18 protein-coding genes are annotated in these 16,861 nt (G+C 61.2%); 3 read left to right on the forward strand and 15 right to left on the reverse strand.

Annotation, left to right across the window (positions count from 1 at the left end; all coding sequences use genetic code 11):
• Positions 1 to 2 precede the first annotated feature (2 nt).
• The 13 genes from BM222_RS09900 to BM222_RS09960 form a co-directional block, all read right to left on the reverse strand.
• Positions 3 to 914 (reverse strand): type II secretion system F family protein, encoded by a 912-nt coding sequence (locus BM222_RS09900; protein ID WP_092228073.1) that lies wholly within the window; start codon positions 912 to 914, stop codon positions 3 to 5.
• Positions 911 to 1,840 (reverse strand): type II secretion system F family protein, encoded by a 930-nt coding sequence (locus tag BM222_RS09905; protein WP_092228074.1) that lies wholly within the window; start codon positions 1,838 to 1,840, stop codon positions 911 to 913. The genes BM222_RS09900 and BM222_RS09905 overlap by 4 nt, the downstream gene beginning before the upstream one ends.
• A complete protein-coding gene (locus BM222_RS09910; protein WP_092228075.1) occupies positions 1,837 to 3,240 on the reverse strand; it encodes a TadA family conjugal transfer-associated ATPase in 1,404 nt (467 codons plus the stop codon). The genes BM222_RS09905 and BM222_RS09910 overlap by 4 nt, the downstream gene beginning before the upstream one ends.
• A complete protein-coding gene (locus BM222_RS09915) occupies positions 3,237 to 4,442 on the reverse strand; it encodes a CpaE/TadZ family protein (protein WP_092228076.1) in 1,206 nt (401 codons plus the stop codon). Before BM222_RS09915 ends, BM222_RS09910 begins: the two co-directional genes overlap by 4 nt.
• 11 nt (positions 4,443 to 4,453) lie before the next feature.
• Positions 4,454 to 5,365, reverse strand: coding sequence for a Flp pilus assembly protein CpaB (gene cpaB / locus BM222_RS09920; protein WP_092228077.1), 912 nt, complete (start codon positions 5,363 to 5,365; stop codon positions 4,454 to 4,456).
• A gap of 1 nt (position 5,366) precedes the next feature.
• Entirely contained in the window at positions 5,367 to 5,882 is a 516-nt protein-coding gene (locus tag BM222_RS09925) for an A24 family peptidase (protein WP_092228207.1), read from the reverse strand.
• A 103-nt stretch (positions 5,883 to 5,985) separates the two neighbouring features.
• Positions 5,986 to 6,195 (reverse strand): hypothetical protein, encoded by a 210-nt coding sequence (locus tag BM222_RS09930; protein ID WP_092228078.1) that lies wholly within the window; start codon positions 6,193 to 6,195, stop codon positions 5,986 to 5,988.
• Positions 6,196 to 6,281: 86 nt separating this feature from the next.
• Positions 6,282 to 6,491, reverse strand: a complete 210-nt coding sequence (locus BM222_RS09935) for a Flp family type IVb pilin (RefSeq protein ID WP_092228079.1) — start codon at positions 6,489 to 6,491, stop codon at positions 6,282 to 6,284.
• Positions 6,492 to 6,742: 251 nt separating this feature from the next.
• Positions 6,743 to 7,630 carry a branched-chain amino acid aminotransferase gene (locus tag BM222_RS09940; RefSeq protein ID WP_092228080.1) on the reverse strand — a complete coding sequence of 296 codons (888 nt, stop codon included), beginning with the start codon at positions 7,628 to 7,630 and terminating at the stop codon, positions 6,743 to 6,745.
• A 170-nt stretch (positions 7,631 to 7,800) separates the two neighbouring features.
• Complete coding sequence (gene metA, locus BM222_RS09945) at positions 7,801 to 8,958, reverse strand: homoserine O-succinyltransferase MetA (protein ID WP_092228081.1); 1,158 nt, start codon at positions 8,956 to 8,958, stop codon at positions 7,801 to 7,803.
• 27 nt (positions 8,959 to 8,985) lie between these two features.
• The gene (locus BM222_RS09950) at positions 8,986 to 10,260 is read right to left on the reverse strand and encodes an O-acetylhomoserine aminocarboxypropyltransferase/cysteine synthase family protein (RefSeq protein ID WP_092228082.1); all 1,275 of its coding nucleotides are present in this window, start codon (positions 10,258 to 10,260) and stop codon (positions 8,986 to 8,988) included.
• A gap of 56 nt (positions 10,261 to 10,316) precedes the next feature.
• On the reverse strand, positions 10,317 to 11,297 hold the full coding sequence (locus tag BM222_RS09955) for an amino acid--[acyl-carrier-protein] ligase (protein ID WP_092228083.1): 981 nt from the start codon (positions 11,295 to 11,297) through the stop codon (positions 10,317 to 10,319).
• 22 nt (positions 11,298 to 11,319) lie between these two features.
• Complete coding sequence (locus BM222_RS09960) at positions 11,320 to 12,546, reverse strand: acyl-CoA dehydrogenase family protein (RefSeq protein ID WP_092228084.1); 1,227 nt, start codon at positions 12,544 to 12,546, stop codon at positions 11,320 to 11,322.
• Positions 12,547 to 12,775: 229 nt separating this feature from the next.
• Here BM222_RS09960 and BM222_RS09965 point away from each other — a divergent pair, with 229 nt between their 5' ends.
• From BM222_RS09965 to BM222_RS09975, 3 genes are read left to right on the forward strand one after another with little or no spacing between them, the layout of a single operon-like run.
• Positions 12,776 to 13,075: a phosphopantetheine-binding protein gene (locus BM222_RS09965; protein ID WP_177243134.1), complete on the forward strand. Its 300-nt coding sequence runs from the start codon at positions 12,776 to 12,778 to the stop codon at positions 13,073 to 13,075.
• Positions 13,072 to 14,883 (forward strand): long-chain-acyl-CoA synthetase, encoded by a 1,812-nt coding sequence (locus BM222_RS09970; protein ID WP_177243115.1) that lies wholly within the window; start codon positions 13,072 to 13,074, stop codon positions 14,881 to 14,883. The genes BM222_RS09965 and BM222_RS09970 overlap by 4 nt, the downstream gene beginning before the upstream one ends.
• A gap of 34 nt (positions 14,884 to 14,917) precedes the next feature.
• Positions 14,918 to 15,163 (forward strand): acyl carrier protein, encoded by a 246-nt coding sequence (locus BM222_RS09975; protein ID WP_177243116.1) that lies wholly within the window; start codon positions 14,918 to 14,920, stop codon positions 15,161 to 15,163.
• 321 nt (positions 15,164 to 15,484) lie between these two features.
• On the opposite strand, the gene BM222_RS09980 is transcribed toward BM222_RS09975, so the two are convergent.
• On the reverse strand, positions 15,485 to 15,745 hold the full coding sequence (locus BM222_RS09980) for a hypothetical protein (RefSeq protein WP_177243117.1): 261 nt from the start codon (positions 15,743 to 15,745) through the stop codon (positions 15,485 to 15,487).
• Positions 15,746 to 16,161: 416 nt separating this feature from the next.
• Positions 16,162 to 16,854 carry a LuxR C-terminal-related transcriptional regulator gene (locus tag BM222_RS09985; RefSeq protein ID WP_177243118.1) on the reverse strand — a complete coding sequence of 231 codons (693 nt, stop codon included), beginning with the start codon at positions 16,852 to 16,854 and terminating at the stop codon, positions 16,162 to 16,164.
• Between the last annotated feature and the right edge of the window lie 7 nt (positions 16,855 to 16,861).

Raw genomic sequence — 16,861 nt, forward strand, 5'->3', positions numbered from 1 at the left:
GCTTACTTCACCCCTATGCTGGAGAATGTACGCACGAGATGCAGAAACGGACTTCCACCAAGTATGATGAACATGGCCGGAAGCATGAACAGCACCATCGGAATGGTCAGCTTGGCGCCGAGCTTGTGCGCCCGTTCTTCCAGCTTGGTGATACGTTCTCGCCGTAGATCGATAGCGATGCTGCGCAGAGCCTGCCCAAGCGGCGTTCCGTATTGCAGGCTTTGGCTGACCATGGTGCCGAACCTGCGAAGCCCTTCCGACGTCGATCCCAACTTTTCGAATGCCTCGCTGCGATTTGGCAATATCCGGAGATCATCAAGAAGGCCGTACAAGACCCGGGCCATGGCAGGATCAGTCTGCTTCATTTCCTCTGCGACGCGTTCCAGCGCGCTCTCCAGACCCATTCCTGCTTCGCTACAGACGACCAGCAGGTCGATCATGTCAGGCGTGCCTCGCCGAATGCCGGCGTTAAAACGCCGCGCCAGCACCAACAGGACCAACCGTGGCACCATGATTCCGAGCACCACGCCAATGAGGCTGAAGACCAACACATCGGTCAACGGCTTCCCAAGAAGCTGCGCACCGAACAAGGCAACGATCGGGAACAAGAACATGCTGACGGTTTTGGCTCCAATCCAGATCGACAAGCTTCGATGAGGATTCAAGCCCGACGATTGAACGATGGTTCGGAGCTGATCGAGATTTTCCGCAGAGTAGAAGCGCCGATACCGCGCACCGAGCGACGAAAGCCAGCCGGTGACGTCCTGGAGGGGCGCGGACCGGCCAGGGACGCCCAACACGGCATTCGACACCCGTACGTTCAACGTACGAATGTGCAGTTCGTGGATGATCAACACGAAGGCCGCTGTCGCAAATGCTATGGCGAGAGCCACCAAGCCGAGACCAAAAGTCATAGCGCTGTCTCCCGCCTGACCATCCAACGGATCACAAGGGACCCGATGATCACCGAGGCTGCGGCGTAAGCCAGCAGCCTGTTTCCGGTGGGATCATAGAGCAGCAGATCCACGGTTTCCGGATTAATCGCGTAGAGCAGCCCACCGACGATGACGGGCGACACTGACAGCGCGCGGGAGGAAAAGATCACCTCTCCAGCCAGAGCCTTCGCGCGCGCAGCGAGCGCAACACGCTGCCTCACGGTATCTCCCAATGTCTGCAGGGTTTCGGTCAAGCTCCCACCCGACTTCAGCTGGACTGCAAGTGTGACTGCAAAGATCCCGTATTCCGTCACCTGGGTTCGCCGATAGACAGCTTCGACAGCCTCGTCCGGAGGTCTCCCCACACTCACTTCGCTGCAGACGATGGCAAACTGCCCGGCCGTCGGTTGCGGCATCTCGCGCGCGATGGTCCGAAAGGCTTCGGTCACGGGCAACCCGGATCGAACGGTACTGATCACCAGCTGGATCGCATCGGGCAGTTGCCGAAAAAGCTGGCTGGCGAGACGGTGTCGCTGCCATCCGAACAGACCGCGCACCACCAAGATCGCTACGATTGCCGCCACCGGATAAGCGTAGACGTAGGAAAATTTCAGCACGCTGTTGGCGTAAAGGATTGCCACTGCTGCTATCAGACCGGCAAATAGCACATAAGCGGGGTGGAAAGCGTAAGCTATCCCGGGCTTGTAACTGACCGCGCGGAAGACAAAGTCCCAGCGGGACCCGGCCTCCAACCGCCGTATGGAAGGGAGGTTCGCCGGATCTGAGACCGGCAGCGCTTTCGCTACCTGACGATCGATGCGCCGCTGTCGTGCGTCGAGCCACAGCGTCACGACTGCTGCGCATACCAGGAGCACCAGATCACCGGTCGTCAAGAACTCCATCATGACAGCTGCCTCATAGCCTCAGCCCAGGCTCGATCAAGCCCATAATAGGTAAGACGGCTCTTGAACTTTGGGACTGCCGGGGTGGACCTGTAGGTGCCCGATAGGCGCCCGTGAACATCCTCGTGTTCGTACTCGAACGCGGCGATGTCGTTGGTGGTGATCACGTCACCCTCCAGACCGACCACCTCGCAAATCTGGATGACGCGACGCTGCCCATCCCGCATGCGTTCGACTTGCACGATAATATCCAGCGCAGCGACGATCTGAGACCTGATCGCCCGCAGCGGCAGATTTGGCTGTCCCATCTGCACCATGTTTTCGATACGGGTCATTGCATCACGGGCGCTATTGGCATGCACCGTGGAGATCGAACCATCATGGCCGGTGTTCATCGCTTGCAGCATGTCGAACGCTTCAGCGCCGCGAACCTCGCCCACGACGATGCGGTCAGGACGCATGCGCAGCGCATTCCACACCAGATCGCGTTGCGTCACCTGCCCGGTGCCCTCAAGGCTCGGAGGCCGGGTCTCGAGGCTGATCACATGGGGCTGTTGAAGCTGGAGCTCCGCTGCGTCCTCGACGGTCACAATGCGCTCACTGTGATCGATGAATTGGCTCATGGCGTTGAGCAGCGTCGTCTTGCCGGAACCGGTACCACCCGAGACCAGAACATTGAGCCGGGATCGGGCCGCGATCTCCAGCAATTGTCCGACGGGTGCGGTCATCGACCCGTTTGCGATCATGCCGGCCGTATCCAAGCGGCGGCTCGGAAATTTTCGGATCGAAATGCAGGGACTATGAATCGCCAGCGGCGGAAAGATGATGTTGACGCGGCTACCGTCCGGCAGGCGGCAATCTACCATCGGACTGGATTCGTCAATTCGACGCCCGACTTGCCCTGCAATCTTCTGCGCCACCGATGCGATGTGATCATTGTCGCGGAATCGCACCGCGATCCGTTCGAGCTTGCCGTTTCGCTCGACGTAGACATTACTCGGTCCGTTGACCATGATGTCGTTGATCGTTTGATCCAGCAGAAGCGGACGCAGAGGCCCGTAGCCGGTCATGTCGTCCGCAATCTCGTCCGCCAATTGCAACTGCTCGCGGCCAGACAGTTCGAGCCGGTCCTCGTTGGCGATGCCGTGGATGATTTCCTCTATTTGCCGCCGAAGCACATCGCGCGAAACAGTCGCGGCCACCGACGGTTCGATCTGCTCGATGACCCTTTCACGCAGCGAAGCTGGCATCACGGGCCCCTGGCTAGGGGGCTCTTCGTGCCTTGCAGATGCGCTCAAGCTTGGCGTAGATGCCGGTAAGCTCGGCATTGAGGCAGGCAAACCCGCCGTCAATGCAGGCAAACGAGCTGGCGTATCGTCTTCTCGCCTACCAAATTTTTTCATAGCCGAAGCAGCCTCCTCAACCATCCCTGCCGCCCAGCGCCCACACCGGTGATCTCCCGGACAATCGGGGCGAGGTGACGTCGCAGTCCCGATACGTGCTTGAGAGCCGGAATTCCGAGATTCACGGCTTGGGTCATCCCCTTGCCGAGATCCGGAATGACCATGTCTGGTTCAGCGCCCAAGGCCTTGACGACCGTGGCTTTCGGAAGGCCGCCGGGACGGCCGGCGCGGTTGAGCAAGGTGAAGACCCGATCCTTGCCGGCGATATTGGTGACGGCGTTGCGGAGTGCATGGGCATTGCGAAGTCCGGTAACTTCCGCCTCCAGCAACACCAGCACGTGACGGGAGAGAGTGATCACCGGGTGGATCGATGGCGGGAACGGGACTGGCACATCGACAACGATGTAATTGAACCGCTGGCGGAGCAGACCCAACACGTGCCTCACCCCCGCTTCCGTAATATTCAGCTGCGCATCGAGATTCTCATCGGCGGAAATCAGGCAAACCCGCTCATTGACCTCAATTGCCGCGCGTTCGAGGAACAGCGTGTCCGCCCGCATCGGATTTTCCAGCGCGATGCGCAACCCTGGCCCGGGCTGAACACCCAGCATCACTGCCGTTTCGCCCCCCTGGAGATGCAGGTCGAGCAGCGCGACCTTGGCCTTGGTGGTTTCGGCCAATTGCAGCGCAAGATTGATGGCGATGCTCGTCGCTCCGGCGCCCCCCTGCGCACCGCAGATCGAGATCACGTGCCCGCCACGATCGGTCGGACCGGGAGCCACGTCGCCAAGCAGCTTCGGGCGCAGCTGGTCCAGCACGATGTCGCGGGTCAGCGGCCTCGGCAGATACTCCGTCAACCCGATTTCCATGAGCTCGCGGTAGAAGGTGATCTCCCTACTTTCACCGATCAGAGCCACCCGAACGTCCGGTGGGCAGACGCCGGCCAACCTCTCCAGTTCGGTGAATGGATCATCGATCCCGCTGATGTCCGTCACCAGCGCAAACAGTTCGGTGTCGGTTTCGAGCATCCTGATGGCATTGCGGATCGTGCCACGCCGGATCGACAGGTTAGTGCCTTCGAGGCCTTTGCGCAGAGCGGCTGCACTGAGCTCGTCATTGACGAAACAGACGATCCGGTTGCGCGTGACGACGGACGCTGCTTCTTCAGGCGGACTGACTACTGCTATGTTGGCGATCACCATTGCCTCCCCCTTTACCGATGTGACGATACGGCCGACGCAACCGAAGTTGACGGAGCACTTGTCGGCGACGCATCACCAATCAGCGCCGTGCGCGTAATCCCTGCATCGTCTTTCCTGACCGAATATTTCGTGCTGTTATTGCGTGAATAAATCACGACCGTCGCGTCCGTCTCCCCCGTATCCTGTCGATCGACCGCGGACCGTACGGCCAGGGAAAGCTTTCCGAGCTGCCCTGCGATGATGACCTTCTTGACCTGCTCGGGCGCGAGCTCCAACGAGACGGTGCGCGCGACCTTCCCGGCCGTGGAGTTGCTGGCCGAGCCACCTTGCACGATCTCCTGGTCGGTCGCGACAATCCGAACGTTGTGAGCGACGATTTCGCTCAGCGCGCCATGCTGGTGATCGAGATCCTGCTTCTCGCCTGTCGGCGTCGTCGGCTGCTGGGTCAACACGACATCCACATAGTCACCGGGCGAGATCAGGCCCGAGACACCGGAGGCGGCGTCGACGTTGATGCTGACGGCGCGGCTATCCGGCGCCAGCACGCTGGCGAGAAAACCCCGTTCGCGCGGGCGCAATATGTCCTTTGACGTGACGGGACTGCCGGTGTCGAGGAAGTTGCGGACCAGAGATCCGCGAAGTCCGATCCTGGCGTCAGGCGTATCAACGATCGCGCCTGCAGGAACACCATCGGACGACGGCACCATGCGTACCGTGAAATCTTCATCGCGGGCCAGCGTCCCTCTCGCGAGCGGGTGTCCCGCGACAAAGTACCCGACAGGAGGAGGCGCCGGAACGCTCTCGGTGACCTGTGCGGTCGGGGCCTGCGCTTTCGGCAGGTTCATGTTGTAGGCGATGAGCCCGAGCGCAACGGTCGCGAAAACAAAAACCATGATGATCGAGAGGCGCAAAGTGGATGACATGTCAAAGTCCTTTGCTAAAGACGGTCCAGACACCACCGCACGCTATGGCAACCCCGTAAGGCAGCGGCGCGTGTCGCAAATGACGCCAACGTTCGATCGCGTAGACGCGGCGCGCGAACGACGATCCGGCGGGCGCCAGTCTGGGATATGGCAGGAGGCGCATCACCAGATGCACCAGGGCAAGAACACCACCGGTCAGCGCGGTGATGGTCAACAACTGAATCACGCCTGTAAGAGGGAGGCCGATCGCCAAAGCGACCAGCAGCTTGACATCGCCACCACCAATCAGTCCCCGCTGGTAGATCATGAACAGCAGCAAGAACAAGATCGCCGCAGAGATCAGGGATTCGAGGAGTTGCATCGGGCTGTCCAGTTGACCGACGACCCCGAGGAGCGCCAGCACCAGACAGATGTCATTTCTGATCAGGCGAGTCGCGACATCAATCGTTGCGACATACAGCAACAGCAGGATTTCAAACGACGAGGTTATGGGAACGATCCAGCTCACGAAATGCAGCCTCAACACCAGCGAGCGAAAATCAAAAAACTTAAAGTGGGTCACGCGAGAAAAGAAGCGGAGGGGCACATTCCGGTGCCCCTTCCGGCGTCGGATGCCTGCACTACACGGCTGCAGTGAAGGCGGTGGTGATGGTGGTGATGCCATTCGACAACGCGGTCGCGATAGCACCACCTGCTCCGGTACCGAACGCGGCAGACACTGCGCCGATGATGCAAGCGGCGACGATGATGTACTCGAACGACACCACGCCGTCCTGATCCGTGCGCAGGTTCTTCAAGGCTTCGGTGGTCTTGTTGTAATAGTTCAACATAGGAGAACGTCCTTCTCGGAAGATGCACGGCCACGACTAATCCTAAGCGGGAGGCATATTCCGATGCCCCCCTCCAGGAGCCGTATTTATACGGCCGCGGTGAAAGCCGCGGTGATCTTGCCGATCCCGCCGGTCAGCGCCGTCCCGATGGCACCGGTCGCGCCGGTACCGAACGCTGCAGACACTGCGCCGATGATGCAGGCCGCGACGATGATGTACTCGAACGACACCACGCCGTCCTGGTCCGTGCGCAGACGCTTCAAGGCTTCCGTGGTCTTGATGTAGTAACGCAGCATGGGAAAAACCCCTTCTTTTAAGGTGAAAAACTTCGGAACGTTCGTTGGCGAGGAAAACCCCTGCCGCCAACCAGCATTGCATTTATAGATGTCTGCTCCGAAGCTTTCGCGTGCTCCATAGAGTTGTGCTGCGGATCAAAAGGGGTAACTCCTTGCACCGTTAACTATTCCGCTGACCGGCCGAGAAGTCGCGGCCGAGCGATGAAGCATCGATGAAGGAGCAGCTCGGTGGATCGGTTCAGCAACGGCCTTCACGCCGCGAGCTTCATCCCGTGTGCGAAATCCCAGTAGAGCTTTCGTGCGCGCGCATAAAAGCGCCCGGGCATGAGTTGGCGATCGTCGATCCGGATCACGGGGGCGACCTTGGCGAAATTGCCGGTGGAAAAAATCTCGTCTGCAGTGACGAAATCGGAATAGCGCAGCGTCGCCTCCAACACCGTGATGCCATCACCGCGCAGAAGTTCGATCACGCGCTGCCGCGTGATCCCGTTGAGGAACGTGCCGTTCGGCGCCGGCGTATAGACAACGCCATCCTTGGCCATGAATACGTTGGAATTGCCAAACTCCGCGACGTTGCCGAGCATGTCCAGCATCAGGCAATTCTGGAAGCCGCGCGAGGCGGCCTCGATGAGCGCGCGGGAGCAATTCGGGTAGAGGCAGGAGGCCTTGGCACCAACAGGCGCGGATTCGGCGGTCGGTCTGCGGAACGGCGACAGCGTGATCGCGCTGCCGACCGGCTTGGGGATCGGCGCTTCGTAGATGCAAAGGCACCAGTCCGTCGTTTCCGGATCGAACAGCACGCCGCCGCCGACGCCGTTTTGCGGCCAGTACATCGGGCGGATGTAGAGCTCGGCATCGGACTGGAAGCGCGCGATACCTTCACGCGCCAGTCCAAGCCACATATCGAGATCGACGACCGGTTTGAGGCCGAAGTAGACCGCGGACTCATTGACGCGGGCGCAATGACGATCGAGATCGGGTGTAACGCCTTCAAAGGCGCGCCCGCCATCGAAGATGGTCGAACCGAGCCAGAGCCCGTGGGTGCGCGGTCCCATGATCGGCACGTTGCCCTCGTGCCATTGGCCTTGAAAGAATGTCCATGTACGTGAATGGCTGACGGACTTCATGTTGGAAGCCATGACAAAACCTCCATCCTGGGATGGTCCGTAGACCGCCAGCTCGGGATCCGACAGATCCGCAAGCCGGGGCAATGCGGACTCTCGAAGCGTTTACGGCATTCCCTGTAGAGCTCGGCCAGGGCCTTCATGCGTCCGTGGGCGTCGGGAGCGACGGATCATGGCTCGAACCCTCACTCATGATATCCAAGCCGTTTGCTGGTCATCAGGTTGGGCGAGCGCGCCAGGCGAGCAGAGCGGGCGGCAACCAACTTGCGTCCATGGCGACGCGTCGGACTCCCGGCTGCAGAGAGAGCCGCTTCTCGCGCTCCCAACGGCTCTGACCGTCCCGCGCGGTGCGACACCAAATAAAGTAACCAGTTGCGGTATATGCGCTTGGCCGGCAGATGCCAGACGTTGTTCAAGTCCTTGGCCACCGGATCGACCGGAAAGTCGGCGAAAAGCTCTGGGTGTCTGTCGGCAAGGGCTTTCTGTCGGAAGGCGAGCTGTAGCTCTTCGGCTTCATGGCTGAAGTAACCCTTCGGTATCGTCGGACAGACGTCATTCTCTTCCCGGAGGAAGCGCCCCATATCTCTCCTATATTCGCCCAACAGGCTCTGGGTTTCGTATTCCGGGTGGCCCTGGAAATGAACGAAAAGGCTATTCCTCTGCTGCTTGACGAAGCAGTCGACCCCGGCCTCAGCCGACCAGGTGAGAACCGAATAGCCGCTGTTCGCGAGATCCCCCTCCTCCACCTCGTTCCACCGGGCGTGCGGTATTCTGAATGTCTTCGGCACATCTTGTAGCAACGGATGATGTCTCGTCTTCGTTTGAGCGAAGACACCGAAACATTTACTGGGCAGCTTGTGACGGGCAACGCCGTCCATGTGCAAGACGGCCGCATGCACGGCCAGGCAGGAAAACACCGACGAAACGGTATTCTCCGCGGCCCAGTCGGCGATCGCTGCGAAAGTCGCCCAATATGGCTCTTCCGTCAGGCTGGCGGCCTTGGGTTCGGCGCCGGTGACGATTACGCCATCGAGGCGCCTGTTCAGCAGATCGTCGATTCCACGATAGTATCGCCGCACGTAGTCGCGGCCCCATTCCGAACGGGGGGTCGCCGCCATCGTATAGAAATGCAGCCTGACGAAAAGGCGTCCGGCCGCCGCATTGATGAGATCGAAGAGCTGGCGCTCGGTCGACATCAACGCAGCATCCGACATGTTGTTGATGACCCCGATGTCGAGGCACTCCACCTGGTTTCCCGGTGAGGCCGTCGCGTAGGCGCCTGCGCTCGTCGCTCTCGAGAAGAGGTGGTGTTCGTGCGAATCGATGTCGATCAAGACAGTCATGCGAATGCCTTCATGGTTCACGACACATCAATTCGCAGCACGGAGGGCCTGATCGAGATCCGCGATGATGTCGTCGATGTGCTCGATTCCGACGCTGAGCCTGATCATCTCCGGCCGCACGCCGGCTTTGTCCTGTTCTCCTGGCGACATTTGCCGGTGCGTTGTCGACGCGGGATGACAGGCGAGTGTTTTCGCGTCGCCGATATTGACCAGCCGCTTGCTGAGCTTCAGCGCGTCGTAAAACCGCTTGCCTGCCTCGAAGCCTCCAGCCACGCCAAAGGTCAGCAACGAGCACGCCCGGCCACCTAGATACTTCTGCGTCAGCGCATAATAGGGGCTGTCGTGGAAGCCCGCATAGTTCACCCACCCGACTCGGCGGTCGTCTCGCAAGAACCGCGCGACCTTCTCGCCATTTTCGACGTGCCGCTCGATGCGGAGCGCGACTGTCTCGATACCCTGGAGCAGAAGGAAAGCGTTCATCGGCGCCAGGACGGCGCCGGTGGTCCTCTGGGAGACGGCGCGACAACGCGCAATGTAGGCGGCGGCCCCGTAGCGCTCGGTGAAAACAAGACCGTGGTAGGATTTCTCCGGCTCGTTCATCATCGGGAAGCGCCGGCGGTGCTCCGCCCATGGGAACCTGCCGCTGTCGATGATAATTCCACCGAGCGTGGTGCCATGCCCGCCCATGAATTTCGTCAGCGACTCCACGACGATATCTGCGCCAAACTCGATTGGCCTGAGCAGAATCGGTGTCGGCACCGTGTTGTCGACGATCAGCGGGACGCCGTACTTGTGCGCGACTCCGGCCATCGCTTCGATGTCGCAGACGTTTCCGGCCGGATTCCCGACGCTTTCGCAGAACACCGCCCTCGTATCGTCGTCGATCAGTCTTTCTACGCTCTCCGGCCGGTCATCCTCCGAAAACCTCACCGCAATGCCCTGCCTCGGCAGGATGTGCGCGAACAACGTATGCGTGGTGCCATACAGCTGCGGGACCGAGACGATATTGGTGCCCATCTCCGCGATGTTGACCACCGCATAGTTCACCGCGGCCTGACCACAGGCCACGCTGAGTGCCTCGATGCCTCCTTCGAGGGCGGCGACGCGCTTCTCCAGCACGGCGTTGGTCGGATTGCCGATCCTGGTGTAGCGGAATCCGTCCGCTTCGAGATTGAAGAGCGCGGCTCCATGATCGGCACTGTCGAATGCATAGGAGGCCGTCTGGTAGATCGGCACGGCGACGGCCTTCGTTGCCGGATCACTTTCGAAGCCGCCGTGGACGGCGAGAGTCTCTCTTCTCATGAAGGCTTGCCCTTCGGCGTTTCCCTGCCGGGCTAGCTCCCGACTTCCGTCGCGCATCAGAGCTCCTCGAGACCCGAAGGTCCCCCGCGGCGGGTCTGCGCGAATCCCAGAAGGTCCCGCACCGCGATCGGCCACTGGGCGACGTCTTTGCCGTGCGTATGGAACATGGCGACGGCGAGACGGTCCATTCCGAAGGCCACGCAGGCGGTGTGGGCCGGTTGGGAGGCGGCATCGACAATGCCCCAAGCGGTGCCGAAATGATCTCGGTGGTAGTTGAAGCTCATGCATGCGGTCGGCCGCTGCTCGGAGCGTAGAGGCACCAGCAACTCGAACTTCAGCGACTGCTGCTTTTGGCTCACCGCCATCATCTGACCGACACGGCCGAAGAAGGGGTCGTTCGCATAGTCGACCTTGAAGGTCAGTCCGAGATCCCGGGCGATCTCCTGGGCCCGTATCATCCAGCGCTCCCGGAACGACGAGACATGATCGGGGCTACCGATACAGACGAATTCGCGCATTCTGAATGACTGCAGCCGGTCGAGATGGCGGGAGGGCTCGCGACGGAAACAATCGGCCGCCACGTCGAAACTCCAGCCGCCAGCCGGCACCGGACCTCGGCTCGCCGCGATCGGATAGACCGGATAGCAGGCGGCCGGCGACAGAACGAGATCGGCCGCTGATAGCGACGCGGTCCAGTCGCCGCCGGCATCGAAGCGGTTGAGCACCGCATCGATCTCGCTTGCCGTGCCGTGCAAGCCACAGACGCAGCCGAGGAGGTTAGGAAAGCTCTTCAGATAGCCCGACCTTTCGAGCTGGGCGCGGTTCATGACGGGGGGGAAGCGCATCACCTCAGTGTTCGGTTCTCGATTCCGCGAGATCACCGACCCAATTCGCTCCACGACCTCTTCATAGAGCGCGGTGCGGCCATAGACGCCGGGGGATCCCATCTCATGGAACAGCGTGTCAGCGAGATGGTCCAACGGATCGGCCGGAGACGGAGTGGAGTCCGCCGGTGCTTCGACAATGCTCAGGTTCATCAGTCCATTCCTTTGGGAGAATTCAATCGCGAAGAGCCTCCGGGACGCTGCTCATCAGCGTGGCGGTGCCGATGCTGGCGAGGATACGATCGTTGTTGATCATGATCGGTGCGGACAGCACGTCGCGCAGGTGGCGGCCGATACTTACGTCGGTGTCGTTGCGGTAACCCGACAGGCCGCAGGCGCGCATTGCGTGCATAACGGCCGCGACGGCGAGCTCGGAGGCCTCCACCTTGAGAAGATTGATCGAGGACTGGAAGTCGACGGACGACAGCGCACGCTCGTCCCGTTCACGAGATTCATAGAACTGGAGATTCGCAGTGATGACGGCGCGCAGTTTCGTCAGTGTCATTTTAGCGGCGGTGAAATGCGCCGCCCCGGGAGGCATATTGCCGCCCGCCCCGCGGGCCGCCTTGCGGATGAAGAGCTGCGCTCGATCCACCGCCGCAGCCGCGACGCCCGCCCAGACCGAGGACCAGCACAGATGGGCGACGGGTGTCATCGTCTGCGCATGGATCCTTTCGTATGGCACGGGGAATATCCGGTCGGCGGCGCCCCTGAAATTCAACTTGAACCCGGCGCTGCAGGTTCCGCGCATGCCAAGCGTCTCCCATGCGAGAGTGGGCTCCAGCGTATAGTCGTCGCGGGTGATGGCCAGCAGCACCTGATCGGATCCGGCGGAGGAGTCGGAGCGGCGGGCAACAGTGACGATGCCGTCCGCCTGGGCCCCGTAGGAAATCACCGTCGCGTCGCGCACCAGCGAAATCTCGGTATCAGCGCGCTCCACTGCGGCCGAGCTGAAGCGTATGTTTCCGCCGTTCTGGCCTTCCGTGGTCGATGATGCCAGCAGCAGCTGTTCGGCAGCCACACGGCGCATGAGGCTTTCGTGCCAGCCGCTGCCCGCGCCGTGGCGGACCAGACACGCCACCTTGGTCTGATGCATCGCGAAGATCATCCCGACGGAGGCGCACGCACGGCCGAGGCCGTAACACATATCGGCCACCTCGGAGATAGACGCACCGTCCCCACCGAACTCGATCGGTATCTGAGCGCCGAGAAGTCTCTCCCTGCGCGCCGCATCGATCGCCTTCCGCGGGAAGCGCGCCTCGCGATCGACCGCCTCGGCCTCGGCCGCAGCGACCTCCGCCACATTCGCGAGCCGTTGCCCGAACGAGGAACCGTCGGGACAGAAAGCTGCTCGGCCGACTTCCGTTGCGAAATTGCGACGCTTGACCTCCTGCACACTCATGCGGCAAAGCCTCCCTTTTTCATCGCTGGACGACGCGAACCGGGTCGAGACAGGTCCGCTCAAACTGCTAGCCCACTTCCCTTGCTGCGTCGTTGGCGCAGAAGTGGGTGTGGAGGAGCTATCACTCCCGGGCGAGGTACCTCCGAAGCAGAGCTATTGACCCGAGGAGCAGTTGGGTATCGTCGTCCCGATTGTGATCACGCTCGACCACGGCGAGAGGCCAAGTGAGATGCACGACTTTGTCGTCAACGTTCAGAACCGCGTTCTATCCGTCGTCAGAAGCGTCCTCCAGCAGAACGCGATCACCGCCGATGTGCACCCGGAGTCGCGCTTGGTGGATATCGGGCTGAGCTCGATGGGCATGGTCGAGCTGATGCTCAAGGTTGAAGCGGAGTTCGATCTCATCCTTCCCCAACTCGAAATCACGCCCGAAAATTTTCAATCCGTGAAGACGATGGAGCGGATGATCCTCAACCAGCTCGGCTGCGCACGGACGCCGATCCAGCCAGACCGCATGATCACATCGTGAAGACAGCCGTGATCCCGCGGACGACCGGACCGGCTTCGCAGCGCAGGCGCTCTACTGCCAACACGTGGCTGCAAGGCATCGCGCGAACCGCGCGGCTCGAAGGCCGGCCGCATCGGTTATTCGCCGACGTCGTGCAAGAATGGGCACAGCGTCAGCCCGACCGGCTCGCCTTGCTCTCGGATGGCCAATCCTTCACCTATGGCGAACTCGCCGCCCGGATCAACCGGTATGCTCGCTGGGCGCGGGACCTTGACCTTCGCGCCGGCCGCACCGTCTGTCTGCTGATGCCGAACCGGCCGGACTACATCGCCTGCTGGCTCGGCATCAGCAGCGTCGGAGCAACGGTGGCGCTGATCAATACGAGACTGGTCGGCCGGTCCCTGGCTCACTGCATCGACGTCGCGCAGGCCGATCACCTCATTCTGGCTTCCGATTGCGTGAATGCGTTTGAGAACGCACGTCCGCACCTTGACCGCGTGCCGCAACTTTGGACCCTCGGCACCGGCGACGAAAGCGATCTGGATAAGGCGCTCGTCGCCCTCGATTCTCGTCCGCTCTCCTCCGCCGAACGTGGCGACGTCACGATCGATGCACGCGCGCTCCTCATCTACACTTCGGGCACCACGGGACTACCGAAAGCGGCGAATGTCAGTCATCGCCGGATACTCACCTGGGGCGGATGGTTCGCCGGGCTGACGGACGCATCCACCGACGATCGTCTCTACGATAGCCTGCCGCTCCATCACTCCGTTGGTGGCGTTGCAGCTCCCTGCAGCATGCTCTGTGCTGGTGGTTCGGTCGTCATTGCTGAGAAATTTTCCGCAGGCAGCTTCTGGGACGATATCCAGCGTTTCGACTGTACCATCTTCCAATATATCGGCGAGCTCTGCCGCTATCTGCTGAAGGCGCCGGCGTCGGAGCGAGACCCGCGACACGGACTGCGACTGGCTGTCGGCAACGGATTGCGCGGCGACATCTGGGAGGTTTTCGCCACCCGGTTCGCAATTCCGCAGATCCTCGAATTCTATGCCGCGACGGAAGGCAATTTTTCGCTGTTCAACGTCGAAGGAAAACCCGGTGCGATCGGCCGGATTCCACCGGTGCTGGCGCATCGCTTTCCTGCCTCGATCGTCAAGGTGGACGCCGACAGCGGCAATCCGCTCCGCAGCGACGCCGGGCTCTGCATCGCCTGCGCTCCTGGCGAGACCGGCGAGGCTGTCGGGCATATCGGCAGTGCTGGTCGCGGTGGCGTGCCTTTCGAGGGTTACACAGATCAGGCCGAGACCGCGAAAAAGATTCTGCGCGACGTCTTTGCTGAGGGCGATGCATGGTTCCGCACTGGTGATCTGATGCTGCGCGATGAGCAGGGTTATTTCCACTTCGTCGACCGCCTCGGCGACACCTTCCGCTGGAAGGGCGAAAACGTCGCGACCAGCGAAGTGAACGACGCAATTAGGGACTGCCCCGGCGTTCTCGATGCGTCGACCTATGGAGTTGCCGTGCCGGGGGTCGATGGCCGCGCCGGCATGGCGGCGCTGGTGGTGGACCGCCGTTTCGATTTCGGGATCTTCAGAGAACAGCTTTCGTATCGGCTCCCGCGCTATGCAGTTCCAGCCTTCGTCAGGTTGTGCCGTGCGCTCGAAGCGACCGACACCTTCAAGCAAAACAAGCAGAGGCTGATCCGCGAGGGGTTTGATCCTTCGGTGACGGACGATCCGCTGTTCCTGCGCGATCCGGCGACCGGCGACTATCGTTCGATCGACCGCGCGATCCACGCGCGCATCATTGCGGGCGAAATCAGGCTCTAGCATCGGCTCGGAAAGCCGAGATGTGAGGTGTACCATGTCAGTCAAGTCGAAGATTTTCTCCGCGATGACGCAGATCGCCGACGAACAGAAGATCACCCTTCCGCCGCTTGAGGACGATCTGTCGCTGAACGAAACTGGCTTCGATTCACTGGCATTCGCCATCCTGGTTGCGCGGCTCGAGGACGAGCTCGGTATCGATCCATTCACCGTCGCCGAGGACGCAGCTTTCCCGTCTACCGTCGGAGAGTTCGTCAGAGCCTACGAGAATGTCCCCGCCTGACATCATCGCGCCGCGCCAGTATCTCGGGCAGGCGTCCAAGAACCGCACGATTTCCGATGCCGGCACGTTGCGTCGCTGGCGGTATGATTCAGCACAGTTGCTTGACTGGCAGATCCTGCGAGTTGTCCGGCCGCTCTTGACGCCGACGCGCCGCCTCTCCCCGACGCCCAGGGGTTCGTGGATACCGGCGAAATGGTCGAGCTCCGCGGCGACAGATACCTAACGCGGCTTGACTGCTGGAGCAGGCCATGGACTCGAGCCTGGCCCGCGTCAGTTTTGTAGACCCTCCCCTCGGCTCTAAACCTCGACCGGGCCGTGCAGTCATTTCAGCGACAGCCCATTCAAATACTCGAGCATCGTATCGCAGGCCTTCTCCGCTTCCGCGAAGGTCGCAAACGCCGAACCGGCAATCCTGATCGCGCCGTTCCCTCGATAGAGCAGCCGCCACGACGCCACATACCCAGGACGTCCATGAAAGCCGGCACCAGCAGGGGTCTCATACGTGATCACAAAGGAAAAGCCGTCGCGGGCCGCGCTCCAAATTTCCATGTCCTCGACGGCACGGTGAAACTGAAGGGGCATCAGGATGCGTCCGCGCACTCGCTTTCAACCACAGAGTCTCGGTCCTGTTGGCAAGCCGACTACGGAGACGGCCCTGGCCACTTGGGGGGCAGGGCAGGAAAGGGCCAGGGCCGCCGCTCCAGATGTGCCGAGTGCAGTCGGCACACCTTTTCGTCTGCATCTGGATGCCGTTGGTTACCCGCGACCTGTTCTACCTGACAACGGACGAACCGCGATGAACCCAGAGCTGCAGATGACGAATAATTGCACTTTCCTCCCGCCGTCCTGGCTGCAATTCTGGATCAACCGCCAGTCCTGACGGACTACCCATTTAGCTTTCCGCACATTGGCCTAGCCAATTAAGCAGTTCCCGCCGGGGCCGGCGCTTCCAATAGTCCCATCGCGGCTTCGACGAATGGTGGTGCGTGCAGACCTTCTCAGCGATCGCCATTCGTCGGACTCAATCCGGAGTGCGGAGGCTTCTCCCGCGCGGCCGCCGCGCGATCATGCTGCGAGATGGCAAGGGCCGCGAGCACCGTCCGATTGCTGATTTCAAGCTTTTGAAAGATGTTGTGAAGGTGCACTTTAATGGTGCCGTCGGCAATGTTCAGCCGCCGCCCGATTTCCTTGTTCGACAATCCCTCGGAGACCAGACGCATGATCTGGCGCTCGCGTTCGGTCAGCGTTGTCAGCCCATTCTCCCAATTTGCGCCCTGCTCGTGCGACACGATCGATTCGGATGGGGTGGACGGCAGCACGTTGTGACCGTTGGCGATCAGCCGGAGCGACTGCACCAGCGCGTCGGGATCGGAGTCTCTGAGGATGATGCTGCAGGTCACCGGCGTCGCCGCGAGCACCAGTTCGCAATCCTCACTCGCAGCGAAAAACACCACATGCGTCGAACGATTTTCTGAATTCACGGTCGAAAGAATTTTCGCGGCGGCAAGCTCAGGCATTGCGGGATCGACAATCGCGATATCGGGCGCCAGGTCCCGGATCGCCTCGATGCAACTCGCCGCGTCGCTACAAGATGCGACGATGATGAAATCGGATGCGGCACCGAGCACACTGCTCATTCCGCGCAAGACGACCGGGTGCCGGTCTGCAATGACTACACTAATACGTCGCATTGGGCGC

This window comes from Bradyrhizobium sp. Gha, from assembly GCF_900113735.1.
Taxonomy (GTDB): domain Bacteria; phylum Pseudomonadota; class Alphaproteobacteria; order Rhizobiales; family Xanthobacteraceae; genus Bradyrhizobium.